The following is a 24,363-nucleotide window of genomic DNA, read 5'->3' as shown; positions in this document are numbered from 1 at the left end:
TCACTTTCCTGGGGGGATCGTGCGCCGTATCACCATGTCCTTAGCCGCCGTGCTGCTTCTCGCGCTCGGCACCGGCTGTTCATCGGGTTCGAGCGAATCGGGTTCGAGCGCATCGGATTCTGGCGAATCGGGTTCGAGCGAGAAGGGTCGCGGCACCGAGAAGCCGGGCGGAAGGGCCGGAGCGAAGGCGTCCGCCACGAAGGGCGCGGACGGCAGACCCGTCGACATCGTCCGCGCCGCGGTGGCGAAGGCCCGCGCCACCAGCGCCCGTATCGACGAGACCGTCGTGACCCGCGGCCGGGGCGAGGAATTCACCCTTTCCTTAGCGGGCCCGTTCGACCTGGCCACCGGCAAGGGCAAGCTGTCGGTCGACTTCCCGGGCGGCGCGGTCGACCACATGGACGAGGTCTTCAGCGGGGGCAAGGTCTACCTCACCCGGACCGATCCCAAGGGCCACTGGGCGGTCATCGACCGCGACAAGGCCAGGGCCCACTCCCTGCTGCGAGCCCCGCTGAACGACCCCGAACACGTCCTGCGCCAGGCGTCCGCCATCCGCGACGTCTCGGACCGGGGCACGACCACGATCGACGGCCGTCCGGTGCACCTCTACGGCGGCACGCTCGACTACCGGACACTCACCCTCGGCCTGGCGGACGAGCGCCGCAAACAGGTCGACACGGTCCGGAAGGCGATGGGCGGCGGGCTGCCCTCGTCCGCGCTGGTCTGGGTGGACGAGAAGGGACGGCCGGCCCGGGTCGAACTGTCGGCCAGGCTGAACACGACGGACGTCACCGCCACCATGAACCTGACCGACTTCGGCAGGCCCGTGAAGGTGCGGGTCCCGGACGCGTCCAGGACCACCCCGACCGACTCCGTATCGGGCGTGCTCCCCGGGTGACGGCCCCCGGCCCCGGCCCGGGGTGACCGACCCCACGCCCGGGCACCGCTCACTCGGCCGGTCCCTGCCATGACAATGAGAGGGTGATCACGTCAACCGCGCGCGATGCGCGCACCGTGCGCGGCCCGCAGCGGCGGGGCGGCGAGGCGACTCCGTATGTGGACCTGTCCCGCGCCGAGTGGAGCGCGCTGCGGGACAAGACGCCGCTGCCGCTGACCGCCGAGGAGGTCGAGAAGCTGCGGGGGCTCGGCGATGTCATCGACCTCGATGAGGTGCGGGATGTCTATCTGCCGCTGTCCCGGCTGCTCAACCTCTACGTGGCCGCCACCGGCAATCTGCGCGGCGCACTCAACACCTTCCTGGGCGACACCAAGCGGGGCAACGGGGCCCAGCCCGGTACGCCGTTCGTGATCGGCGTGGCGGGGAGCGTCGCGGTCGGCAAGTCGACCACCGCGCGGCTGCTCCAGGCGCTGCTGGCCCGCTGGCCCGAGCATCCGCGAGTGGAGCTGATCACCACCGACGGCTTTCTGTACCCCAACGCCGAGCTGCGGCGGCGCGGGCTGATGTCCCGCAAGGGGTTCCCGGAGAGCTACGACCGCAGGGCGCTGACCCGCTTCGTCGCCGATGTGAAGGCGGGCCGGGCGGAGGTGTCGGCGCCGGTCTACTCCCATCTGATCTACGACATCGTGCCGGACGAGCGGCTGACCGTGCACCGCCCCGACGTCCTGATCGTCGAGGGGCTCAATGTGCTGCAGCCCGCGCTGCCGGGGAAGGACGGGCTGACCCGGGTGGGGCTCGCGGACTTCTTCGACTTCAGCGTCTACGTGGACGCCCGGACCGAGGACATCGAGCGCTGGTACCTGGGCCGCTTCAAGAAGCTGCGGGAGACGGCCTTCCAGGACCCGTCCTCGTACTTCCGCAAGTACACCCAGGTCTCCGAGGAGGAGGCGCTGGACTACGGGCGGATGATCTGGCGGACCATCAACAAGCCCAATCTGCAGCAGAACGTGCAGCCCACCCGGGGGCGGGCCACGCTGGTGCTGCGCAAGGGGCCGGACCACAAAGTGCAGCGGCTGTCCCTGCGCAAGCTGTGAGGAGCGTCGGGTAAATGCTGCACTTGCGGTTGATCGTCCCCGCCGACCGCACCGAGGACGTGGTGGGCACGATCGAGAAGACGGTCGGCACCACCCATCTGGTGGTGCTGCCGGGCGCCGCCCGCGACCCCGCGGGGGACGTCGTCATGTGCGACGTGGCGCGCGAGGCCGGGGACGCCCTGCTGGGCGAGCTGCGTGAGCTGGGTCTTGACGAGGCCGGTTCGATCGCGGTGGAGAACATCGACCTGTCGCTGTCCCGGCGCGCCGACAGGGCGGAGGAGGAGGCGCCCGGCGAGGGCGCGGACGCGGTCCTGTGGGAGCACCTGGCGGACGCCACCCATGAGGAGTCCACGCTCTCGGTCACCTATCTCGCCTTCCTCGTCCTCGCGACGATGATCGCGGCATGCGGTGTGGTGCTGGACAACGCGATCCTGATCGTCGGTGCGATGGCGGTCGGCCCGGAGTTCGGGCCGCTGGCGGGGCTGTGCACCGCGCTGGTGCGGCGCGCGCCGCGGCTGGCCGCCCGCTCGGCGATCGCGCTGCTGGTCGGATTCGCGGCGGCGATGGCGCTGACCACCGGCTTCAGCATCGCGATGGACGCGGTGGGCCTCTTCGGCAAGGACATGCTCGAGCGCGCCCGGCCGAACACGGACTTCATCTGGAAGCCGGACATGTTCTCGTTCGTGGTCGCCGTGCTCGCGGGGATCGCGGGCACGCTCTCGCTGACCTCGGCGAAGTCCGGCGCGCTGGTGGGCGTGGCGATCTCGGTGACCACGGTCCCGGCGGCGGCCAACGCGGCGGTGGCGCTCGGGTATGGGGAGATCGACCAGATGTGGGGCTCGACGGAGCAGCTGCTGCTGAATTTGGTGGGGATCGTGGTGGCGGGGACGTTGACGCTGATGGCGCAGAAGGCGTTGTGGGCGCGGCAGGGGTAGGTTCCCCCACCCCGCCCCTTCCCGAAACCGGGGCCCGGCCCCGGCCCCGCCGGGGCTCCGCCCCAGACCCCGTTTCGGGGGCTCCGCCCCCGGACCCCCCTGGGCCCCCGCCGGACCCCCGCAGGGGCTCCGCCCCTGGGCCCCCCGGACCCCCGCCGAGCCCCCGCCGAGCCCCCGCTGGGGCTCCGCCCCTGGGCCCCGCTCCTCAAACTCCCCCAGCTACCGCTGGGAGGTGCCCCCTGGAGGGGCTGGATTTTCCAGCCCCTCCGGCGCGAGAAGTCCGGTGCGGTTCGGTTGCGCCCCGAAGGGGCGCGGGGGCGCGGGGGCGCGGGGCTGTGTCGTTGTGCGGCTCCGCCGCGTGGGCGCGACCAGCCACGACGCCGCCGCGGAGGAACGACCGCACCTCGCGCCGCTGCCCGCGGAGGGCTTAGCCCAAAGCCGACTTCACGGCGTCCGCCAGGCGGCCGGCGACCGAGCGGGCCTGCTCGATGTCGGCGGCCTCGACCATGACCCGTACCAGCGGCTCCGTGCCCGAGGGGCGGAGCAGCACCCGGCCGGTCTCGCCCAGCTCGCGCTCGGCCTCGGCGACGGCCGCGGCCACATCCGCGCTGGAGGTGACCCGGGACTTGTCCACGTCGGGGACGTTGACCAGCACCTGCGGCAGCCGCTCCATGACGCCCGCGAGGTCGGCCAGGGCGCGGCCGGTCGCGGCGACGCGGGCCGCCAGCAGCAGACCGGTGAGCGTGCCGTCACCCGTCGTGGCATGGTCGAGGACGATCACGTGCCCGGACTGCTCGCCGCCCAGGGCGTAGCCGCGGGCCTTCATCTCCTCCAGCACATAGCGGTCCCCGACCGCCGTCTGGACCAGCTCGACGCCCTCGCGCCGCATGGCCAGCTTGAAGCCGAGGTTGGACATCACGGTGCCGACCACCGCGTCCCCGCGCAGCTCGCCCGCCTCGCGCATGGCCAGGGCCAGGACGGCGAGGATCTGGTCGCCGTCGACCTCGCGGCCCGTGGCGTCCACCGCGAGACAGCGGTCGGCGTCCCCGTCGTGGGCGATGCCGAGGTCGGCCCGGTACTCCACGACGGCCGCCTGGAGGCGGGCGAGGTGAGTGGAGCCGTAGCCGTCATTGATGTTGAGCCCGTCCGGGTCGGTGCCGATCGTCACGACCTCGGCCCCGGCCCGCGCGAACGCCTCCGGGGAGACCCGGGCGGCCGCGCCGTGCGCCCCGTCGATGACGACCTTGAGGCCGTCGAGCCGGTTGGGGAGGACGCCGACCAGATGGGCCACATAGGCGTCGAAGCCCTCGGCGTAGTCCCGGACCCGGCCCACCCCGGCGCCCGTCGGCCGGTCCCACGGCTCACCGGAGGCGTGGGCGCGGTAGGTGGTCTCGATGCGGTCCTCCAGCTCGTCGGCCAGCTTGTGGCCGCCGCGGGCGAAGAACTTGATGCCGTTGTCGGGCATCGGGTTGTGGCTCGCGGAGAGCATCACCCCGAGGTCCGCGTCCAGCGCCCCGGTCAGATGCGCGACGGCGGGCGTGGGCAGCACGCCGACCCGCAGCACGTCCACCCCGGCGCTGGCCAGCCCCGCCACCACGGCCGCTTCCAGGAACTCCCCGGACGCTCGCGGATCCCGTCCGACCACCGCCACCGGCCGATGGCCCTCGAAGGTTCCCGCTTCGGCGAGCACATGCGCCGCCGCTACCGACAGGCCGAGCGCCATCTCAGCCGTCAGGTCGGCGTTCGCGACGCCGCGCACACCATCCGTACCGAAGAGTCGTCCCACTGGTGTCCTCCGAAGTTACGAGCTGGGGGGCTGAAGTTTGCTTGTAGGTATACGCCCCCCGGTGGCGATAGCCGAACGCCCCGGAGGCACAGGTGGTGCCGCCGGGGCGTTCGGGTGAAGCAGCGGTGCCGCGATGGGCGTCAGCGCTTGCTGTACTGCGGCGCCTTGCGGGCCTTCTTCAGACCAGCCTTCTTACGCTCGGTGGCGCGGTCGTCACGGGTCAGGAAGCCGGCCTTCTTCAGGGGGCCGCGGTTGTTGTCCACGTCCGCCTCGTTCAGCGCCCGGGCGATGCCCAGACGCAGCGCCCCGGCCTGGCCGGAGACGCCGCCGCCCGAGATGCGGGCGATGACGTCGTAGCGGTCGTCCAGCTCGAGCACCTTGAAGGGCTCGTTGACTTCCTGCTGGTGAACCTTGTTGGGGAAGTACTCTTCGAGAGTACGCCCGTTGATCTTCCACTGCCCACTGCCCGGCACGATGCGGACACGCGCCACGGCGTTCTTGCGGCGGCCGGTGCCGGCGGCAGGCTGCGGGTCACCGAAGCGGGAAGCGAGCGACTCGGAGGTGTACTCCGACTCGACCGTCTCGACGCTCTCGGTGGTGTACTCCTCGACATCGAGGGGGGTCTCGGCGGTGGTCTCGGCCACGATGCTCCTCAGATTCTCTTCGTCGTAAGGGGTGGCCGGGACTACTGCGCGACCTGGGTGATCTCGAACGGAACCGGCTGCTGAGCGGCGTGCGGGTGCTGGTCGCCCGAGTACACCTTCAGCTTCGAGAGCATCTGACGGCCGAGGGTGTTCTTGGGGAGCATGCCCTTGATGGCCTTCTCGACGGCCTTCTCCGGGTTCTTCTCCAGCAGCTCGTCATAGCGGATGGAGCGCAGACCACCCGGGTAGCCGGAGTGGCGGTACGCCATCTTCTGGGTCCGCTTGTTGCCGGAGAGGTGCACCTTGTCGGCGTTGATGATGATGACGAAGTCACCAGCGTCGACATGCGGCGCGTACACCGGCTTGTGCTTGCCCCGCAAAAGGGTGGCGGCCTGAGTGGCCAGACGGCCCAGAACCACATCAGTGGCGTCGATGACATGCCACTGACGCTGAACGTCGCCGGGCTTGGGGCTGTACGTACGCACGGTCGTAGCCTTCGCTTCTTCAGTGAGTGGGGTCTCCCCGAGCCCGCGAGGGCCGGGAGGACAGGTCCGGACAAGGCCACCCGGACGATCACGACAGCCGTGGCCGCACCTCGGTGACGCATGCCGAGTGCTTGCCGCTGGTCATCGGCCCGGTGGACCGGCGTAACGGCCTCTCACGTGAGAACGAGCAAGCCAATACGCATAACGAACTGGCAGAATACCGGCCCGCCCCCACCCGGGTCAAAACGCCTCCACGCCGCCTCACCCCCGCCCGCGACCCGCCATCCGGGGCCGACGCCCCGGCCGAGCCCGGGCACCTCCCCGGCCCCGACCGCCGCCGGGCCGACTTCGCCGGGGGTCCGGCCGCGGCCCGCGATGGGGGCGCCGAGTCCGGCCCCCCTCACGCGGGGCCCGGACACCGACGGAGGCGCCTGCCCGCGGGGGCATTGGGGTCTCCCGCGCCGATCGTGGCGTCAGTACCTCCCACCCGCGCGCCGCGATTCGACCGGGCCCCGGTCGAGCCCGCGCGCCTCACGGCCGAAGGTGCCTGCCCGCAGGGGCGCCGGGGGCTTACCGTGCCGATCGCGGCCTCGTGCGCGAGGGCGGGAAGGGGCGGGAGGCGTGGGGGCGGCCCCCGGCGCCGGGTCGAAAGGCACCCGCGCTGCCGCGCGCCCGGCCGCGCCCGCGATTCAGGCCAGGGGCGCCGGCCGCCGGCCGGGAGGGCTTCGCCGTGGGGCCGTCCGCGGCCCACGGCGGGCAGGGGTAGCGGCCGGGTGGGTGGGGGCGGAAGAGGGACCCGCCGGCGGGTCCATCCTGTCACTCGGCCGGTCTAAAATGCGCGCCATGAGCTTTGGGCAAGGGGGGCCTTACGGGCCCGGGGGTTCTCAGGCGCCTCAGCCGTCGACGCCGGACTGGGCGGCGCTCGCCGATCAGTCCGCCGCGCGCAACCGCCGCCGCAAGCTGCTCTTCATCGGGGGCGGTGCCCTGGCGACGGCCGCCGTCGCCGCGATCGTCGCCACCGCCGTGGTCAGCAGCGGTCACAAGGACAGCGGCGGCGGCGATTCGGCCGGTGGGCTGCCCACCCCGCAGGACCTGCCCAGCGAGTCGGCGACGCCCGAGCCCACCTTCTCCAATGTCGCCCCGCCCGCGCCGCCGAAGCCGCTGGACATCATCTCCAGCGCCCGGCGGGACAAGGCGCCGCTGAGCGCGGCGAGCCTCTTCCCCGACAAGCGCGCCGCGAAGGACGACCGCTCGTACGCCAAGGCGGCGTCCGCCTCCACCACCAGCTGCGCGGCCGCGACCCAGGGGGCGCTCGGCTCGGTCCTGGTGAACAACGGCTGCCGCAAGTTGCTGCGGGCCACCTTCACCCGGGACGGCGTCGCGGTGACGGTCGGCGTCGCCGTCTTCGACGGCAAGGCGGCTGCCGAGAAGGCCAAGGACCGGTACCAGCCCAACATCGCCTCGCTCTCGGGCGGGGGCGTGCCGGTCTTCTGCCGCCGGACGGCCTGCCAGAGCTCGGCGAACGCGATCGGGCGGTACGCCTACTTCACGATCTCCGGCTATACGTCGGGCAAGGCGGTCACGTCGTCGGACACCGCCACCCTCCAGGCCGGGCGCGATGTCGCCGACTACACCTTCCGCCGGATCCTGGCCCGGGGCAACGCCCAGGCCTCGGCGGAGGCGGCCTCGGCCGCCGCCACGGACTAGCTGGGGTGCCTGGCGGTACGCGTACGCTGCGGCGGGCTGCTCCCCTCCCCGCCCCTTCCCACAACTGGGGCTGAAGCCCCAGACCCCGGGATCCAGGGGCGAAGCCGCTGCCACGCGGCGGAGCCGCCTGCCTGCGGGAAGGGGAGGGGGAAGCGTCGATGTGCGGCTCCGCCGCGTGGGGGCTCCGCCCCGGGTCACGGGTCCACGGGAGGGAAGGGGAAAGACCCGCCGGACACCCCCTGGCCGGGCCGGACACCCCGTAGCCCGGCCGCCGCCCCGGGCCGTCGGCGGGGGTGCTACGACGCGGCGCCCTTCGTGGCCTTCTCCACCTTCGCCACCTGGGCGTCCACCAGCGCGGCCGGGATCTCGGACTTCGACGGGTCCGCGATGTTCACCCCGAAGAACACCGTCACCTGCGGCCCGGTCCGCACGACCGTGAACTTGATGACGGCCTTCTCCTTGCCCGCGTCATGCAGGCTGAAGGACACCGCCTCGTCCCCGGCCTTCGGCGCGTCCAGCGGTGTCACCTTCTTCACGTCCGCCTTCTCGCCCGAGCCGTCCTCGGCCGGGAAGCCGCCCTGGCAGGCGGTGACGGCCTCGCGCAGGTCCTTCACCGTGCGCTCGGCGTCGCCCGGTCCGTAGGAGGAGATCCGGATCAGGCCGGTGCCGCCGACCTTCGCCTTGGTGAGGTCGGTGGCGTAGGCGCGGTGGACGCTGGCCTTGGGCGCGGGGTCGTACCGGGTCCCCATCAGCGCGGCCATCGGCTGGCACGCGGCCTTTCCGGTCTTGGCCGAGCCGCCCTCGCTGACCTCCTTGTCCGTCATCTTCTGCACCTCGAGCCCCTTGACCTCGCCGTTGGTCAGGGCGGCCCGCTCCAGGGCGGACGCGGACAGCGGCTTCGCGGCCGGGTCGGAGCTCGCGGCCTTGCCGGACCCCTGGGCGCCGCCGGACTGCTGGGCGCCGCTCGCCTGCTTGGCGCCGTCCGCCTTGCCGTCGCCGGAGTCGCTGCCGCATCCGGTCATCAGCCCCAGCGCCGCCACCACCGCGATGGCCGCACCCACGGTCCGCTTCACACCGGACTCGTTCATTTCTCTATCCACCCCTGGTCGGTATCGGTCCCGCACGGCCACCGCACGGACACCCCGCAGACTCCCAGAACACCGGGAGGGTTGTACTCCCTTTCCCGAATGTGGTGGATCCCATATCACCATGCGCATAAGCAACTTTTCCGGCTCTGGCCAGTCTTACCGACCGATCGGTCCTTACTGGTTCCATACCGGCATCACACCGCCCCCATATCGGCGCAATGCAGCCTGGTTCGGGACCAGAACGCAGCACGGCCTCGGAGGGGAGGGCACGCAGCGGCAGAGCAGGCGCGCCGCGCGTACATCACCGTGAAGATTTCTTTCCTGCTCCACAACGCCTATGGCATCGGCGGAACCATCCGGTCGACCTTCAATGTGGCCGGGGCGCTCGCCGCCCACCACACCGTGGAGATCGTCTCCCTGATCCGCACCATCGACGCCCCGAACCTCCCCCTCCATCCCGCCGTGCGGCTCAGGCCCCTGATCGACCTGCGCCCCCACGAAGACGTGCCCCACCCCGGACGCGGCGCCGCCGACCTCGGCCATCCGCTGCTGACCCGGCCCAGCGCCCACATCCCCGCCGCCGAGGCCAGGGGCACCACCAACTTCAACGCGCTCACCGACGAGCGCGTCGCCGAGTACCTCGACCGCACCGACGCCGATGTCGTCATCGCCACCCGCCCCGGCCTGGTGATCTATCTCGCCGCGCTCGGCCGCTCCGGCCGCTTTCTGCGGATCGGCCAGGAGCACCGCCTCTACGGCACCCACCGCGCCGAGATCCGCGCCGCCGTCGACGCCGCCATCCCCCACCTCGACGCGTACACCTCGGTCTCCGAGGCCGACGCGGCCACCCACCGGGCCCACCTCCCCGGTGTCACCACCCGGCTGACCGCCCTGCCCAACGGGGTGCCCGCCACCGGGATCGAGCCCTCCGACGGCCGCGCCAAACTCGTCGTGGCCGCGGGCCGGCTGATCCCCGTCAAGCGCTACGACCTGCTGGTGGCCGCTTGGGCGACGGTCGCCGCCAAACACCCCGACTGGCGGTTGCGCATCTACGGCCGCGGCCCCCAACTCCCCGCGCTGCGCCGCCAGATCGACGAGCTCGGGCTGGCCGGTCAGATCACCCTGATGGGCGCCCACTCCCCCATCGAGACCGAGTGGGCCAAGGGCGCGATCGCCGCCGTCACCTCCCGCGAGGAGTCGTTCGGCATGACGATCGTCGAGGCGATGCACTGCGGGGTGCCCGTGGTCGCCACCGACTGCCCGCACGGTCCTGGCGAGATCATCACCGATGGCCGAGACGGACTGCTGGTGCCGGTGGGCGACGCGGACGGGATCGCCAAGGGGCTGCTGACCCTGATCGAGGACGACGCACTGCGCCGCTCGATGGGCGAGGCGGCCCGGGTCGCGGCGCGGCGGTACGCACCCGAGCGCGTGGCGGTCGCCTACGAACGGCTCATCGAGGAGCTCCACACCGCCCGCTCCACCGCGGCCCCGGCCCACCGGCGCCGTACGGCCGCGCCGTTGCGGGGCCGGTCGGCCGGGGCGCCGCTGACCGACACGCTCAAGGGCGCGGTCAAGCAGCTGATCCGCAAGCCCCTGCGGCCCGTCGCGTCCTGCCGGGTCACCGCCGAGGGCAATCTGTCGGTGCTGCTGGAGCCCGACGGCCTGCACGGGGGCGAGCTCGAACTGACCGTCACCCGGCGCAAGAGCGACGAGCCCCCCTTCCGCGTACCGCTGCTGCCCCCGGTCGGCGGCGCGCCGTCCGCGCCCTGGACGGCCACGCTCGACCGAGCGACGCTCGACCTCGCCGAGGGCCGCTGGGATCTGCACGTGGTCCGGCGCTCCGACGGCGTCCGCCGCCGGGTCGGCTGCCGCTTCGCCGAGGGGCGCGGGCTGCTGGGCCTGGAGCCGCTGCCCGGCTCCCCGTTCACCTGGTGGATCCCCTACCCCACCGTCGACGGCTATCTCGCGCTGCGCGCCTGGCGGCGCCCGGCCCACGCCGAGGCCCGGGTGATCCGCCTGGACGCCGAGGGGCTCGCCGTCGAAGGCACCCTGCACGGGGCGCGCTTCGGGCCCGACGCCACCCCGACCGCGGTGGCCACCCCGTCCAAGGGCCCGGCCCGCCCGTTCCTCACCGGGGTCACGGCCCTCGACGGCGGCCGGTTCCGCTTCACCGTCCCGTACGAGCGGATCCTTCAGGCCCGTGACGGCGAAGGGGGCGCCGCCGGCTGGACCCTGACGCTCCACAAGTCCGCCGGGGGCGGGACCCCGATCCGGATCGGACGCATCGTCGGCGACATCGTGGACCGCGACAAAACGGACCTCTTCCCAGTCACCCACGGTGTCCGCCCCCACCTCACCCGCACCGGTGACCTCGCCATCCTCTCCGTCACCACGGGGAATTGAGGCACTCGGTCCCCAGGTGCCGTGTTTGCCGCCGAGACCACCGGTAACACTCGGTGATATCAGCCTCGAGCGAGGGAAATCTCTGCGGAAGGCACAGCGATGTCAACAGTCACGCTCATCATCCTGCTGGCGGCGCTGGCCGCCATGGCCGGCCTGGTGATCGCCCCCTCGGTGCGGCAGGGCCGCAGGGGCGACCTGCCGGTCCGAAGCCTGCCCTCGGAAAGCCGGGAGCAGTACGCGGCGCGGTGGGCGGGCCTGCAAGAGCGGTTCGTGGACTCCCCCGGATGGGCGCTGCGCGAAGCCGACCGGCTGCTGGGCGCGTTGGCCGTCGACCGCGGCTATCCGGCCGAGTCCGACGAGAAGCGGATGGACGCGCTGTCCGTCCGTCACCCCGAGGAGATCGACGGCTACCGCCGGCTGCACGCCATGGCGGCGCGGGTGAACGACAACGAGGCCGCCGAGGCGGCCACCGAGCGGATGCGGGAAGCGCTGGTCGCGGCGCGTCCCCTGTTCGAGCAGCTGGTCCGCGCCCAACCGCACGACGAGCGCCCGCTCCCGCCTCCGGCTCCCCGTCGGCGGGACCTCGACCGGAGTCGCGTCCCGCGGCAGCGCCTCGGCCCGGCCGCCGATCATTGACCGGTGAGCCGCACCGCCAGCGCGAGGGTGTCATCCGGATGCAGGATCACCGTGTGCATGTCCTCCGCGATGGCGCCGGGAACCTCCTCTATCGGGCTCTGCAGATGCTTGTGCGCGGCCTCGATCAGGCGCTTCTCGCCCTCGATCGGGTCCCGGCGGCTCTCGGTGAGCCCGTCGGTGTAGAGCAGGAGGAGGTCCCCGGGGGCCAGCCGCTCGGTCAGCGGGGTCTCACTGCCGGGCAGCGGAAAGCCGATTCCGCGCCCCCGGGCCTCCAGATACCGGGCCGACCCGTCGCGGCGCAGCAGCAGCGCCGGCGGATGGCTCCCATTGGCCAGCCACAGCTCACCGGTGGCCGCATCGATCCGGGCCAGCTGCACGGTGGCCATCACGGACCGGTCGAAGGGGCGCAGGATCTCATCGGTGCGGGCCACGATCGACTCGAGCCGGTGGCCCTCCAGGGCCAGGGTGCGCACCGCGTGGGTGACGTTGAGCGCGCTGCGCGTACTGGTCACCCCATGGCCCAGGGCGTCCACGATGGTGATGTGGACGGTGCCGTCGGGCAGCACGAACCAGTCGTACAGATCCCCTCCGGTCGGCGCGTCGGTGCCGGCCGGCGCGTAGTGCACGGCGAGTTCGAGACCGTCGGCCTTGATGGGCGGCGGGCGCAGCGCGTCCTCCAGCTCCCGCAGGGTCTGGCCGTGCGCGGTGCGCAACTGCTTGTCCCGCTCGTCGAGCTGGACGTAGAGCGCGAGCACCCCGCTGTTGGTCTCGGCGAGTTCATCGTTGAGGCGGCGGTGCTCGGAGGTGAGCGCGTCGGCGGCGGCCACGACCGCGCGCAGCTCCTCCGCGGCGAGGGCGGCCTCGTCGGGCGCCTCGCCGGACGCCTCGTCCGCGGCGTCCGATGGGGGTGACGCCGGGAGGCGCCAGACCACCTCGCCCTCGGTCACCGCGTCGGGGGCCATCGGGAGATCCGCCGGCACCGGGCCCGTGTCGCCCGGGGTCCGCAAGCCCACCGTGAGCAGCCCCTCGTCCGGGTCGTAACGCCACTCAAGGCCCGTCTCCCGCCCGGCGCGCAGCGCCGCCCCGGCGGCCTCGGCGACGGACAGCACAAGGCGCGCCCGGACCGCGGGGTCCAGGCCGTGCTCCCGGGCCAGCGCCCGAACGGCCCGGCTGAGCCCCGCCGTCGTGGCGCAGGTGAGGTTCCTCGTCGTCATGGAAGCCTTAAGGGGGACCTGGCCGCGAGCACCGTGGCGTCGTCGCGGACGCGGCGATGGCCATGGGCGAGCGCGGCGGACAGCAGGGGTGGCGGGAGGCGGAGCACGGACGGGGGCGTGTCGAGCGACCAGCGGGCGTCGATACCGTCACTGTGCAGTACCGCCGTACCGCCCTGGGGCAGCGGGAAGTCGTGGACGCGGGGGGTGGGCATTCCCCAGCCGACGATACCGGGCTGCCCGGTCAGCCGGTGCCGGACCTTTTCATGGGTCAGGGCGAGGGCGCGGATGTTGCCGATGCCGCAGTAGTCGGCGCGCTCGGGGTACAGCCGCAGCACGCCCACGGCGGCCCCGCGGGTGTGCCGCAGGGCCCGGTTCATCCGGGTGAGCACCTCCGGCAGCGGCCGGTCGGGGTCGGCGTGGAAGGTCCGCAGCGCCGCCTGGGCCGCCTCGGCGGCGGGCCGGCCGTGGCCCAGCCCGTCCAGGACGACCGCGGTGCGGGCGGAGTCCGTGTCGACGATCGCGCGGGCGTCACCACAGCCCTCCTCCCCCTCGGCGGGCAGACAGACCGCGCCCACCCCCTGCCACTCCGGCCGCCGCTCGTCCGGCGCGGTGAGGCGGGCGCAGGCCCAGGTGCCGGCGTGGGCGCCACCGGCGCTGCGCAGGATGAAGTGGGTCGCCATCCGCTTGACGGCACCGAGCCCGGCCCCCAGCGTTCCGGAGGTGGTGTAGCCGTCCGCCAGACAGCGCTCGGGGTCGCGCATGCCCGGGCCGCGGTCGGCGGCCAGGATCTCCACCCCGTGGCCCAGCGGCAGCGGCTGGACGTAGAGCGTGCCGTCGCCGGCGTGCTTGTCCAGGTTGGTCGCCAGCTCCGAGGCGATCACCGCCGCCTGATCGGGCAGCGCCCCCGGCAGCTCGCACGCCCGGGCCACCTCACGCGCCGTCTCCGCGGCCAGGTGCGCGGCGCTGCGGTGGTCGACGCGCACCTCGACGGTGGGCGCCGCGAACGTATGGATCACCGGGGCGTCCAGCGGGTGACGACCACCACGGTGCCCTCCCCCGGGCCGGTGCGCACCGTGAACTCGTCCATCAGCCGACGGGCGCCACCCAGCCCGTGGCCCAGGCCCCCGCCGGTGGTGAAGCCGTCGGTGAGCGCCGCTTCGAGGTCCGCGATCCCCGGCCCCTCGTCCTTGACGACCAGCCGCAGCCCCCGCCGTCCCCCGGGCTCGCGCGGATACTCGAGCGTCACCGTGCCGCCGCGCCCGTGGACATAGGCGTTACGGGCGAGCTCGCTGGCGGCCGTGACCACACGGGTCTGGTCCACCAGGCCGAAGCCCACCTCGACGGTGGCCGCGCGCACCGCGTGGCGGACCGTCAGCAGGTCCTCCTCCGTGCGCACCGGATACGTGGCCGGCGCGGGCGGGCGTCGGTTCTCCGCTCGCGCGGGCCTCTTGGCCCCGCGGGAGGCGAGGGTGTACTCACCGGGAGGTGCCACGTCGGGCCCCTTCCAGGGGCTGCGGGGCCTGACGCCACCCCAGCGCCGCCATGCCCTGCTCCGGGTTGAGGGCGGTCTCCACACCGACGAGTTCGATCCCCAGCTCGACCAGGGTGATCGCCACCGGCGGTCGCATCCCGGCCACGATCACCCGCGCCCCCAGCAGCCGGGCCACCGTGGTCAGCTCCATCAGCGTCCGGGCCACGAAGGAGTCGATGACCTCCAGCCGGGAGATGTCGATGAGCACCCCACGGGCGCCCTCGGCCGAGATCCGCTCGGTCAGCTCCTCGGTGAAGGCGATGGCAGTCCGGTCGTCGAGCTCATTGAGCAGGCCGGTGACCAGGACGTCTCCCAGTCGCAGAATCGGAACGCCGGGCTGGGGCTGACCGGTCACCGGCCGTCTCCTTCGTCACCGTCGGGCCCGGGCCCGTCGATCAGCTTGATCGCGGCGGCCAGCGCGTCGGCCAGCGTCGCCCGCGTGAGGATGGTGGACAGATCGATGCCGAGCTGGGCGATGGTCTGGGCGATCGAGGGGCGCACCCCGCTGATCACACAGTCCGCGCCCATCAACCGCACCGCGTTGACGGTCTGCATCAGGTGCTGGGCGACGGCGGTGTCCACCGTGGGCACACCCGTGATGTCGACGATCGCGACCAGCGCCTCGTGGTCCTGGATGGCCTGGAGCAGGTTCTCCATGACCACCTGGGTCCGGGCGGTGTCCAGCGTGCCGATCAGCGGCACGGCCAGCACCTGCCGCCACAGCCGCACCACCGGCGTCGACTGCTCCATCAGTTGCTGGCTCTGCCGGCGGATGATCTCCTCGCGGCCCTCCACATAGGTCTCGAAGGACAGCGCCCCGGCCACATCGAGCAGCCGGTTCATGAAGACGGCCGAGGCGAACAGCTCCTCGGCGTCCCGGGTGTCCCGCTGCACCGCCTTCAGCAGCGCCTCCTTGAGCGCGAGCACCGCGAGCGAGGTCGCCGTCGGCGTGGCCCCGGCCCGGGCCCGGCGCAGCGACAGCCCGACCACGGCCTCGTGCAGCCCCGGCGTGGAGGTCACCACACGGTCCACCGGCACACCGCTCCGCAGGCCTGGGACCAGCGCCTCGATCAACGCGTCGGCCTCCTCGCGGAGTTCGGCCTCGCCGATGTCGGTGTCGAGCAGGGCCTGCTCCATCTGCAGCTCGACCCAGCGATCGGCGATCTCCTCGCCGCGTTCGTGAAGCGCCCTGGTCAGGCGCTCTCGCACAGCGGCCTCGCTGGTACTCACGCGGATCCCTTCGCGGTCGGCGACCGTTCTCGGTTGGCAAATTTTATCGATCTTCCGGGGGACCCGGAAGCCGCATCATGCCGATCGCCGCCCTGCCGTGACCTGTTGTCGACCCGCCGTTCCCACACGATGCGCGTGGCGAGTACCCAGTGATCGCCCGCCCACACCCACCGTCTCAGCGGCAGCCGTCTCAGCAGCAGCCGGAACCGATCGCCGTCGCGCCCGGCAGGGAGCGCTTGTTGCGGGACTCCCGGTTACGGGCGGCGAGTTGGTCGTCGGCCGGGTAGCCGACCTCTTCCAGGGTCAGGCCGTGCGGGCGTACGACATGGACGGCGGAGTCGCGCAGCCCGGCGGAGAGCACCTTGGCGGGCCAGTCCGGGGGGCGGTGGCCGTCTCCGACGAAGAGCAGGGCGCCCACCAGCGAGCGCACCATGTTGTGGCAGAAGGCGTCCGCCCGCACCGTGGCCGTGATCACGCCGTCCGCCCCGCGCACCCAGTCCAGCCGCTGGAGGGTGCGGATGGTGGTGGCGCCGTCGCGCTTCTTGCAGTACGCGGCGAAGTCGTGCTCGCCCAGGAGCCGTGTCGAGGCCGCGTTCATGGCGTCCACGTCCAGCGGCCAGTCGTGCCACAGCACATGGCCGCGCAGCAGCGGGTCGACCCCGCCGGGGTGGTCGGTGACCCGGTAGGCGTAGCGCCGCCAGATCGCGGAGAAGCGGGCGTTGAACCCGGTGGGGGCCTCGGCGACCTTCCAGACCCGTACGTCATGGGGCAGCCGGCCGGCCAGCCGCCGCAACAGCTTGTCCCGGTGCTCGGCCCACAGCGCCTCGGGCAGATCCACGTGCGCCACCTGGCCGCGGGCGTGCACCCCCGCATCGGTGCGGCCCGCGACGGTCAGCTCGAAGGTCTCAGAGGAGCGCGTCACCGTCCGCAGCGCGCTCTCCAGCTCGCCCTGTACGGTGCGCCGCTCGCGCTGCTTGGCCCAGCCCGAGAACTCCTTGCCGTCGTAACTCAGATCCAGCCGGACCCGTACGAAACCGGGCGCCGCCTCGTCACTCACTGGGTCGTTCCTCTCCATGCGGAACGGGCCCGCTCCCAGGATCTGGGGGCGGGCCCGTCCGTACGACGAAAGCCGATCAGACGCCTCAGGCGTCCTTCGACTCCTCGGCCTCGGCCTCGGCCGGAGCCTCGGTGGCCTCGGCGGCCGGGGTCTCCTTCTTGAGGTCCGCGACGGCCTGGTCACCGGCGGCGTCCTTGGCGGTGCGCTTGGTGGCGGCCTCGGCCTCGCCCACGGCCTCCTGCTGCACGGTCAGCGCCTCGACCAGCTCGATGACCGCCATCGGGGCGTTGTCGCCACGGCGGTTACCGATCTTGGTGATGCGGGTGTAGCCACCCGGCCGGTTCTCGTAGCGCGGCCCGATCTCGGTGAAGAGGGTGTGCACGACGCTCTTGTCGCGGATGGTCTGGAGCACCAGACGGCGGTTGTGAAGGTCGCCCTTCTTCGCCTTGGTGACCAGCTTCTCCGCGACCGGGCGCAGACGGCGGGCCTTCGCCTCGGTGGTGGTGATCCGGCCGTGCTCGAACAGCGCCGTGGCGAGGTTCGCCAGCAGGAGCCGCTCGTGTGCGGCGCTGCCGCCCAGACGGGCGCCCTTGGTGGGCTTCGGCATGTGTATCTCCTAGATGTCTGCACCGGCCGTATCAGGTACCGGTGTCAGTGGACAAAATCCAGCCCGTCCGGCGGTTGAGGACGAGACCTCAGCCACAGCGGACCAGCGGGTTCTAGTACTGCTCGGTCTCCACGAAACCGGCGTCCGCGTCGTCATCGGCGCCGAAGGCGTCAGCGGCGGCGGTCGGGTCGAATCCGGGCGGGCTGTCCTTGAGCGCGAGGCCCATACCGGCCAGCTTCGCCTTGACCTCGTCGATCGACTTGGCGCCGAAGTTGCGGATGTCGAGCAGGTCCGCCTCGGACCGCGCCACGAGCTCACCCACGGAGTGGATGCCCTCGCGCTTGAGGCAGTTGTACGAACGAACGGTGAGCTCGAGCTCCTCGATCGGCAGCGCCAGGTCGGCGGCGAGGGCGGCGTCCGTCGGGGACGGGCCCATGTCGATGCCCTCGGCGTCCACGTTCAGCTCGCGGGCCAGGCCGAACAGCTCGACCAGGGTCTTACCGGCCGACGCCATGGCGTCGCGCGGCCGCATGGCCTGCTTGGTCTCGACGTCGACGATCAGCTTGTCGAAGTCGGTGCGCTGCTCGACACGGGTCGCCTCGACCTTGTAGGTGACCTTGAGCACCGGCGAGTAGATCGAGTCGACCGGGATCCGGCCGATCTCCTGGCCGACCTGCTTGTTCTGCACGGCGGAGACATAGCCGCGACCGCGCTCGACGGTCAGCTCCATCTCCAGCTTGCCCTTGCCGTTCAGCGTGGCCAGGACCAGGTCGGGGTTGTGCACCTCGACACCGGCGGGCGGCGCGATGTCGGCGGCGGTGACCAGACCCGGGCCCTGCTTGCGCAGGTACATCACGACCGGCTCGTCGTGCTCCGAGGAGACGACCAGCTGCTTGATGTTGAGGATCAGGTCGGTGACGTCCTCCTTGACGCCCGGCACGGTGGTGAACTCGTGCAGGACCCCGTCGATCCGGATGGACGTGACCGCCGCACCGGGGATCGAGGAGAGGAGCGTACGACGCAGGGAGTTTCCGAGGGTGTAGCCGAAGCCCGGCTCCAGCGGCTCGATCACGAACCGGGAGCGGAACTCGTCGACGACCTCTTCGGTCAACGAGGGACGCTGAGCGATCAGCATGGGTATTGCCTCCAGTCTTCGGCGCCCGCTATTTGACGCCGAACCCTTCAATGGTACGGGCGGTACGTGCCAAACGGCTCCGTACCGCCCGACCCTCACATCAGCCGGCTACGCCGACGGGTCATCGCTACTACTTGGAGTAGAGCTCGACGATCAGCTGCTCCTGCACCTGGGTGTCGATCACCTGGCGCTCGGGCAGCGAGTGCACGAGGATCCGCAGCTGCGACGGAATGGCCTCCAGCCACGCCGGCACGGTGCGCTCGCCCGCCTCGGCCTGAGCCACCTGGAAGGGGGTCAGGGTGCGGGACTTCGGACGGACCTCGACGATGTCGTTCACGGTGACACGAGCCGACGGGATGTCGGTCTTGACGCCGTTCACGGTGAAGTGGCCGTGGCGGACCAGCTGACGGGCGTGGTCGCGGGACTTGGCGAAGCCGGCCCGGTAGACCACGTTGTCGAGTCGGGTCTCGAGGATGCGAAGAAGGTTCTCACCGGTCTTGCCGGTCTTCTTGTTCGCCTCCGCGTAGTAACCACGGAACTGCTTCTCAAGGACGCCGTAGATGCGGGTCGCCTTCTGCTTCTCACGGAGCTGCAGCAGGTACTCGCTGTCCTTGGTGCGCCCGCGACCGTGCTCACCCGGGGGGTAAGGACGGATCTCGATCGGGCACTTCGCGCTCTCGCACTTGCTCCCCTTGAGGAAGAGCTTCTGCTTCTCCCGACGGCAACGCTTGCAGTCGGCCCCGGTGTAACGCGCCATTGTTTCTGTTGTCTCCTACTTCAGCCGGTCAGACGCGCCGACGCTTGGGCGGGCGGCATCCGTTGTGCGGAGTCGGAGTGACGTCCTGGATCGAGCCCACCTCCAGGCCGGTGGCCTGGAGCGAGCGGATCGCGGTCTCACGGCCGGAGCCCGGACCCTTGACGAACACGTCGACCTTGCGCATGCCGTGCTCCTGCGCGCGGCGGGCGGCCGACTCGGCGGCCATCTGCGCGGCGAACGGAGTGGACTTGCGCGAGCCCTTGAAGCCGACGTGGCCGGCCGAGGCCCAAGAGATCACGTTCCCGGTCGGGTCCGTGATCGAGACGATGGTGTTGTTGAACGTGCTCTTGATGTGAGCGTGCCCGTGGGCGACGTTCTTCTTTTCCTTGCGGCGCACCTTCTTGGCGCCGGCCGTCCTGCTCTTCGGAGGCATTCTCTTGAAATCTCCCGTGGAGGTGGTCGGTCCTACAGCTCGGACCGCTTGTCAGCGTCCGGTGCGGACTACTTCTTGCCCGGCTTCTTCTTACCGGCGATGGCGCGACGCGGGCCCTTGCGGGTGCGGGCGTTGGTCGACGTGCGCTGGCCGTGGACCGGAAGGCCGCGGCGGTGACGCAGACCCTGGTAGCAGCCGATCTCGACCTTGCGGCGGATGTCGGCCTGGATCTCGCGACGGAGGTCACCCTCGGTCTTGATGTTGTTGTCCACGTACTCGCGGATCTTGACCAGGTCCTCTTCGGCCAGGTCGCGAACGCGGGTGTCCGGGTTCACACCGGTGTTGGCGAGCGTCTGCTGGGCAAGGGTGCGACCGATGCCGAAGACGTAGGTGAGGGCGACCTCGACGCGCTTGTCGCGCGGGAGGTCAACGCCTGCGAGGCGTGCCATGAATCTGGCTCCAGGTGGTTGTCGGAGGTCTTCCGCAGCACCACTCCCGGCCGCCGTACGGAACGGCTTACGGGTCCCCGGCCTCCGACCGGGGGTGTCGTCCCCGCGGGGCGGGAACGGGTGACTGCGTATGTACGCAAAGTTATGACGTCGCGCGAAGATACTGCGAGTGGTGCAGGATTCCGGCCGGTGTGCGTCAGCCCTGGCGCTGCTTGTGGCGCAGGTTGTCGCAGATGACCATGACCCGGCCGTGGCGGCGGATCACCTTGCACTTGTCGCAGATCTTCTTGACGCTCGGCTTGACCTTCATGGGTGTGAGGTTCTCCGGGTCGTGAGATCTACTTGTAGCGGTAGACGATCCGTCCGCGCGTGAGGTCGTACGGAGACAGCTCCACGACCACCCGGTCATCGGGCAGGATGCGAATGTAGTGCATGCGCATCTTGCCGCTGATGTGCGCGAGGACCTTGTGACCGTTCTGAAGCTCCACCTTGAACATCGCGTTCGGCAGAGACTCGATCACGGTGCCCTCGATTTCGATGGCGCCTTGCTTCTTGGCCATGTCCTGCTTTCGGGATCGGCTACCTTGATCGGCTCGCGACATGCGGGAGGGCATGCGAGAGCCGACGTGTCAGTCTACGTCAGGGCATCCCGAAACACGAATCCGGGGCATCATGCCCCGATTTTGAGATCTTTATGCCCACGGAGATCGTCAGGCCAGCGGGTCGGGCGCGGTCTCCACGCCCAGCTCGGCCAGCTTGGCCTTGCCGCCGTCCACGGCGGTCAGCACCAGCGGACCCTCCTCGGTCAGCGCGACCGAGTGCTCCCAGTGGCTGGACCAGGTGCCGTCGTCCGTCTTGACCGTCCAGTCGTCTGCCAGGACGTGCGTCTTCGCGGTGCCCAGGCTCACCATGGGCTCGATCGCGATGCAGAAGCCGGGGACCAGCTTCGGACCCTTGCCGCGCTTCTTGGAGACGTAGTTCAGCAGATGCGGGTCCATGTGCATCTGGGTGCCGATGCCGTGGCCGCCGTAGTCCTCGATGATCCCGTACTTGCCGGAGGCCGGGCGGGGCTGGCGGCGGATGTAGCCCTCGATCGCCTTGGAGATGTCGACCAGCCGGTGGCCCTTGCGGACCGCCGCGATCCCGGCCCACATCGACTCCTCGGTGACCCGGCTGAGCTCGTACAGCTCCGGGGCGTGCCCGGTGCCCACGAAGGCGGTGAAGGCGGCGTCGCCGTGCCAGCCGTCCACGATCGCGCCCGCGTCGATGGAGATGATGTCGCCGTCCTTCAGGACGGTCTCCCGGTCCGGGATGCCATGCACCACGACGTCGTTCACCGAGGTGCAGATGGTGGCGGGGAAGCCGCCGTACCCCAGGAAGTTCGACTTGGCGCCGTGGTCGGCGATGACCTTACGGGCGACGTCGTCCAGGTCCTTGGTACTGGCGCCGGGGACGGCCGCCGCCCGGGTCGCCTCGTGAATGGCGGCGACGACCAGTCCCGCCTCACGCATCTTCGCGATCTGCTCGGGAGTCTTGATCTCCACCATCACTCAGCCTTCCGCGGTCCACACACGTATCTGGTCAACAGTACGGCCGCGATGCCCCGACGGGGCATCGCGGCCGGTGACAGCTTGCGTTCTCTAGGCCGCCTTGGCCGCCAGGGCGTCCATCGCCCGCTGGGTGACCTCGGAGACCTTGCCCAGCGCCGAGATCGTCACGACCAGGCCCTGGGCCTTGTAGTAGTCGATGATCGGCTCGGTCTGGCTGTGGTAGACCTCCAGCCGGTCGCGGACCGTTTCCTCGCTGTCGTCCTCGCGCTGGTACAGCTCGCCGCCGCACACGTCGCACACGCCTTCGACCTTGGGCTTCTTGTACTCCACATGGAAGGTGTGCGCGCTGTCGTTGCGGCACGTGCGGCGGCCGGCGATCCGCTTGACCACCTCGGCCTCGGGGACCTCCAGGTCCAGCACCGCGTCCAGCGTGAGCTCGTGGTCCCGGAGGTAGGCGTCCAGGGCCTCGGCCTGCGCCAGGTTGCGCGGGAAGCCGTCGAGCAGGAAGCCGCCCGCCGCGTCCGGCTGGCCCATCCGGTCCTCCGCCATGCCGATGGTGACCTCGTCCGGTACCAGCTGCCCGGCCCGCATGTACTCCTGCGCCTGCTTGCCGAGGGGGGTGCCCTGGCTGATGTTCGCGCGGAACAGGTCGCCGGTGGAGATGTGCGGGATCGACAGCTTCTCGGCGAGGTACGCGGCCTGCGTACCCTTGCCGGCTCCCGGAGGTCCGACGAGGACGATTCGCATCAGCGGAGGAACCCTTCGTAGTGTCGCTGCTGAAGCTGGCTCTCGATCTGCTTCACAGTCTCCAGGCCGACACCCACGATGATCAGGATGCTCGTGCCGCCGAACGGGAAGTTCTGATTGGCGTTGAGCGTCACCAGCGCCACCGTGGGCACCAGGGCGATCAAGCCCAGATAGAGCGCACCGGGCCACGTGATGCGGTTCAGCACGTAGCTCAGATACTCCGCGGTGGGACGACCAGCCCGGATACCCGGGATGAACCCACCATACTTCTTCATGTTGTCGGCAACTTCTTCGGGGTTGAAGCTGATGGCGACATAGAAGAACGCGAAGAAGACGATCAGCAGGAAGTACGTGGCGATGTAGATCGGGTGGTCGCCCTTGACGAAGTTCTGCGAGATCCAGGTCGCCCAGCCGGCCTTCGAATTCGAGAACTGGACGATCAGCGCCGGGATGTACAGCAGCGATGAGGCGAAGATCACGGGGATCACACCCGCCTGGTTCACCTTCATCGGGATGTAGGTGGACGTACCGCCGTAAGAGCGACGGCCGATCATGCGCTTGGCGTATTGCACGGGGATCCGGCGCTGGGCCTGCTCGACGAAGACCACCAGGCCGACCATGGCCAGACCACAGAGGATCACCAGGCCGAACTCCAGCCAGCCGTCCATGATCTTGCCCTGCTGCTTGATGCTCCACATCGCGCTCGGGAACCCGGCGGCGATCGAGACGAACATCAGGATCGACATGCCGTTGCCGATGCCGCGGTCGGTGACCAGCTCACCGAGCCACATGATCAGCGCGGTGCCCGCGGTCATCGTGATGACCATCACGGCGGTGGTGAAGATCGAGTCGTCACGGACGATCTGTCCGCCGACCGGGCAGCTCTGGAAGAGCGAGCCGCTGCGGGCGGTGGCCACCAGGCCGGTGCCCTGGAGGATCGCCAGCGCGATGGTCAGATAACGGGTGTACTGCGTGATCTTCGCCTGACCGGCCTGGCCCTCCTTCTTGAGGGCCTCGAGGCGCGGGATCACCACGGTCAGCAGCTGCAGGATGATGCTCGCCGTGATGTACGGCATGATCCCCAGCGCGAAGATGGTGATCTGGAGCAGTGCGCCACCACTGAACATGTTGACCAGGCCGAACAGCCCCTGCTGGCCCTTGGCGAGGTCCATGCACGTCTGGACGTTCTTGTAGTCGATGCCCGGGATCGGGACGTGTTGCCCGAGCCGGAAGAGCACGATGATGCCCAGCGTGAACAGCAGCTTCTTGCGCAGGTCGGGCGTCTTGAACGCCCGGGCGAACGCGGTGAGCACGGTGCCTCCTGCGCCCCCCGCGTCGCTTCGCGAGAGGTGACGGTCTTGAGGATCGACGAATACTTATCAGCCAGGACCCGCGCGGAGACGTACCGCGCGGAAGGTAACAACGCCAGCCACCTTACCGGCGACCCGGCCCCGCTTGGAACGACCAACCGGGGATGCCCCGTATCTGGGGCACCCCCGGTCAGAAACTCACCGTGCTCAGACGAGCTCGGTGACGGTGCCACCGGCAGCGGTGATCTTGTCCTTGGCGGAGCCGGAGACGGCGTCGACCGTCACCTGGAGCGCCACCGAGACCTCACCGGAGCCCAGCACCTTGACGAGCTGGTTCTTGCGAACCGCACCCTTGGCGACCAGGTCGGCCACCGTGACCTCGCCACCCTCGGGGTAGAGCGCGGCCAGCTTGTCCAGGTTCACGACCTGGTACTCGGTGCGGAAGGGGTTCTTGAAGCCCTTGAGCTTCGGGAGCCGCATGTGGAGGGGCATCTGCCCACCCTCGAAGCGCTCCGGAACCTGGTAGCGGGCCTTGGTGCCCTTGGTGCCACGACCAGCGGTCTTACCCTTGGACGCCTCACCACGACCGACACGGGTCTTGGCGGTCTTGGCGCCCGGGGCGGGCCGGAGGTTGTGGACCTTCAGCGGGTTGTTCTCCGCCATG

At 70.8% G+C, this 24,363-nt stretch carries 27 protein-coding genes; 6 read left to right on the top strand and 21 right to left on the bottom strand.

Annotated features, from left to right (window positions below):
- The first annotated feature begins 34 nt into the window (after positions 1–34).
- The 3 genes from IEJ02_RS35855 to IEJ02_RS35845 all read left to right on the top strand — a co-directional run bounded on the left by IEJ02_RS35855 (position 35) and on the right by IEJ02_RS35845 (position 2,927).
- The gene (locus IEJ02_RS35855; protein ID WP_191068622.1) at positions 35–898 is read left to right on the top strand and encodes an SCO4651 family lipoprotein; all 864 of its coding nucleotides are present in this window, start codon (positions 35–37) and stop codon (positions 896–898) included.
- 116 nt (positions 899–1,014) lie between these two features.
- A complete protein-coding gene (gene coaA / locus IEJ02_RS35850) occupies positions 1,015–1,992 on the top strand; it encodes a type I pantothenate kinase (protein ID WP_191068633.1) in 978 nt (325 codons plus the stop codon).
- 14 nt (positions 1,993–2,006) lie between these two features.
- On the top strand, positions 2,007–2,927 hold the full coding sequence (locus IEJ02_RS35845; protein WP_191068621.1) for a DUF389 domain-containing protein: 921 nt from the start codon (positions 2,007–2,009) through the stop codon (positions 2,925–2,927).
- A gap of 427 nt (positions 2,928–3,354) precedes the next feature.
- On the opposite strand, the gene glmM is transcribed toward IEJ02_RS35845, so the two are convergent.
- The 3 genes from glmM to rplM form a co-directional block, all read right to left on the bottom strand.
- The gene (gene glmM / locus IEJ02_RS35840; protein ID WP_191068620.1) at positions 3,355–4,713 is read right to left on the bottom strand and encodes a phosphoglucosamine mutase; all 1,359 of its coding nucleotides are present in this window, start codon (positions 4,711–4,713) and stop codon (positions 3,355–3,357) included.
- Between the two features lie 140 nt (positions 4,714–4,853).
- Positions 4,854–5,357 (bottom strand): 30S ribosomal protein S9, encoded by a 504-nt coding sequence (rpsI, locus tag IEJ02_RS35835; RefSeq protein WP_037952927.1) that lies wholly within the window; start codon positions 5,355–5,357, stop codon positions 4,854–4,856.
- 41 nt (positions 5,358–5,398) lie between these two features.
- Entirely contained in the window at positions 5,399–5,842 is a 444-nt protein-coding gene (rplM, locus tag IEJ02_RS35830; RefSeq protein ID WP_020869230.1) for a 50S ribosomal protein L13, read from the bottom strand.
- An 843-nt stretch (positions 5,843–6,685) separates the two neighbouring features.
- Between rplM and IEJ02_RS35825 the strand changes: the two genes are divergently transcribed.
- Entirely contained in the window at positions 6,686–7,549 is an 864-nt protein-coding gene (locus IEJ02_RS35825; protein WP_191068619.1) for a hypothetical protein, read from the top strand.
- 296 nt (positions 7,550–7,845) lie between these two features.
- On the opposite strand, the gene IEJ02_RS35820 is transcribed toward IEJ02_RS35825, so the two are convergent.
- Positions 7,846–8,637, bottom strand: coding sequence for a hypothetical protein (locus IEJ02_RS35820; RefSeq protein WP_191068618.1), 792 nt, complete (start codon positions 8,635–8,637; stop codon positions 7,846–7,848).
- 306 nt (positions 8,638–8,943) lie between these two features.
- Here IEJ02_RS35820 and IEJ02_RS35815 point away from each other — a divergent pair, with 306 nt between their 5' ends.
- On the top strand, positions 8,944–11,043 hold the full coding sequence (locus IEJ02_RS35815; RefSeq protein WP_191068617.1) for a glycosyltransferase: 2,100 nt from the start codon (positions 8,944–8,946) through the stop codon (positions 11,041–11,043).
- 99 nt (positions 11,044–11,142) lie between these two features.
- Positions 11,143–11,679, top strand: a complete 537-nt coding sequence (locus IEJ02_RS35810; RefSeq protein WP_191068616.1) for a hypothetical protein — start codon at positions 11,143–11,145, stop codon at positions 11,677–11,679.
- Here the strand turns inward: IEJ02_RS35810 and IEJ02_RS35805 are convergent.
- The 17 genes from IEJ02_RS35805 to rplO form a co-directional block, all read right to left on the bottom strand.
- On the bottom strand, positions 11,673–12,893 hold the full coding sequence (locus tag IEJ02_RS35805; protein WP_191068615.1) for a PP2C family protein-serine/threonine phosphatase: 1,221 nt from the start codon (positions 12,891–12,893) through the stop codon (positions 11,673–11,675). The genes IEJ02_RS35810 and IEJ02_RS35805 overlap by 7 nt on opposite strands.
- The gene (locus IEJ02_RS35800) at positions 12,890–13,909 is read right to left on the bottom strand and encodes a SpoIIE family protein phosphatase (RefSeq protein ID WP_317986009.1); all 1,020 of its coding nucleotides are present in this window, start codon (positions 13,907–13,909) and stop codon (positions 12,890–12,892) included. Before IEJ02_RS35800 ends, IEJ02_RS35805 begins: the two co-directional genes overlap by 4 nt.
- Positions 13,906–14,385 carry an ATP-binding protein gene (locus IEJ02_RS35795; protein WP_191068614.1) on the bottom strand — a complete coding sequence of 160 codons (480 nt, stop codon included), beginning with the start codon at positions 14,383–14,385 and terminating at the stop codon, positions 13,906–13,908. Before IEJ02_RS35795 ends, IEJ02_RS35800 begins: the two co-directional genes overlap by 4 nt.
- On the bottom strand, positions 14,369–14,779 hold the full coding sequence (locus tag IEJ02_RS35790; RefSeq protein WP_137979075.1) for an STAS domain-containing protein: 411 nt from the start codon (positions 14,777–14,779) through the stop codon (positions 14,369–14,371). Before IEJ02_RS35790 ends, IEJ02_RS35795 begins: the two co-directional genes overlap by 17 nt.
- On the bottom strand, positions 14,776–15,654 hold the full coding sequence (locus tag IEJ02_RS35785; RefSeq protein WP_191068613.1) for an STAS domain-containing protein: 879 nt from the start codon (positions 15,652–15,654) through the stop codon (positions 14,776–14,778). The genes IEJ02_RS35790 and IEJ02_RS35785 overlap by 4 nt, the downstream gene beginning before the upstream one ends.
- A 190-nt stretch (positions 15,655–15,844) precedes the next feature.
- Positions 15,845–16,711: a tRNA pseudouridine(38-40) synthase TruA gene (truA, locus tag IEJ02_RS35780; protein WP_191068612.1), complete on the bottom strand. Its 867-nt coding sequence runs from the start codon at positions 16,709–16,711 to the stop codon at positions 15,845–15,847.
- Between the two features lie 85 nt (positions 16,712–16,796).
- A complete protein-coding gene (rplQ, locus tag IEJ02_RS35775) occupies positions 16,797–17,318 on the bottom strand; it encodes a 50S ribosomal protein L17 (RefSeq protein ID WP_191068611.1) in 522 nt (173 codons plus the stop codon).
- Between the two features lie 112 nt (positions 17,319–17,430).
- Positions 17,431–18,453, bottom strand: coding sequence for a DNA-directed RNA polymerase subunit alpha (locus IEJ02_RS35770; RefSeq protein WP_009715858.1), 1,023 nt, complete (start codon positions 18,451–18,453; stop codon positions 17,431–17,433).
- Between the two features lie 130 nt (positions 18,454–18,583).
- On the bottom strand, positions 18,584–19,210 hold the full coding sequence (gene rpsD / locus IEJ02_RS35765) for a 30S ribosomal protein S4 (protein ID WP_191068610.1): 627 nt from the start codon (positions 19,208–19,210) through the stop codon (positions 18,584–18,586).
- A 28-nt stretch (positions 19,211–19,238) separates the two neighbouring features.
- Entirely contained in the window at positions 19,239–19,643 is a 405-nt protein-coding gene (rpsK, locus tag IEJ02_RS35760; RefSeq protein ID WP_009715860.1) for a 30S ribosomal protein S11, read from the bottom strand.
- A gap of 68 nt (positions 19,644–19,711) precedes the next feature.
- Positions 19,712–20,092, bottom strand: a complete 381-nt coding sequence (gene rpsM, locus IEJ02_RS35755) for a 30S ribosomal protein S13 (RefSeq protein WP_060945198.1) — start codon at positions 20,090–20,092, stop codon at positions 19,712–19,714.
- A gap of 196 nt (positions 20,093–20,288) precedes the next feature.
- Positions 20,289–20,402: a 50S ribosomal protein L36 gene (gene rpmJ / locus IEJ02_RS35750; RefSeq protein ID WP_003956441.1), complete on the bottom strand. Its 114-nt coding sequence runs from the start codon at positions 20,400–20,402 to the stop codon at positions 20,289–20,291.
- Between the two features lie 28 nt (positions 20,403–20,430).
- A complete protein-coding gene (infA, locus tag IEJ02_RS35745; protein ID WP_003956442.1) occupies positions 20,431–20,652 on the bottom strand; it encodes a translation initiation factor IF-1 in 222 nt (73 codons plus the stop codon).
- 150 nt (positions 20,653–20,802) lie between these two features.
- A complete protein-coding gene (map, locus tag IEJ02_RS35740) occupies positions 20,803–21,639 on the bottom strand; it encodes a type I methionyl aminopeptidase (RefSeq protein WP_191068609.1) in 837 nt (278 codons plus the stop codon).
- 93 nt (positions 21,640–21,732) lie between these two features.
- Positions 21,733–22,389 carry an adenylate kinase gene (locus IEJ02_RS35735; protein WP_191068608.1) on the bottom strand — a complete coding sequence of 219 codons (657 nt, stop codon included), beginning with the start codon at positions 22,387–22,389 and terminating at the stop codon, positions 21,733–21,735.
- Positions 22,389–23,702 (bottom strand): preprotein translocase subunit SecY, encoded by a 1,314-nt coding sequence (gene secY / locus IEJ02_RS35730; protein ID WP_137979071.1) that lies wholly within the window; start codon positions 23,700–23,702, stop codon positions 22,389–22,391. The genes IEJ02_RS35735 and secY overlap by 1 nt, the downstream gene beginning before the upstream one ends.
- A 204-nt stretch (positions 23,703–23,906) precedes the next feature.
- Positions 23,907–24,362, bottom strand: coding sequence for a 50S ribosomal protein L15 (gene rplO / locus IEJ02_RS35725; protein ID WP_137979070.1), 456 nt, complete (start codon positions 24,360–24,362; stop codon positions 23,907–23,909).
- Between the last annotated feature and the right edge of the window lies 1 nt (position 24,363).

The sequence above is a fragment of the Streptomyces sp. 5-10 genome, from assembly GCF_014712245.1.
In the GTDB taxonomy this organism is placed as follows: Bacteria; Actinomycetota; Actinomycetes; order Streptomycetales; family Streptomycetaceae; genus Streptomyces; species Streptomyces violaceusniger.
Note: the sequence above shows the minus strand (reverse complement) of the source record. Positions and strands in the feature narration are given on the sequence as shown.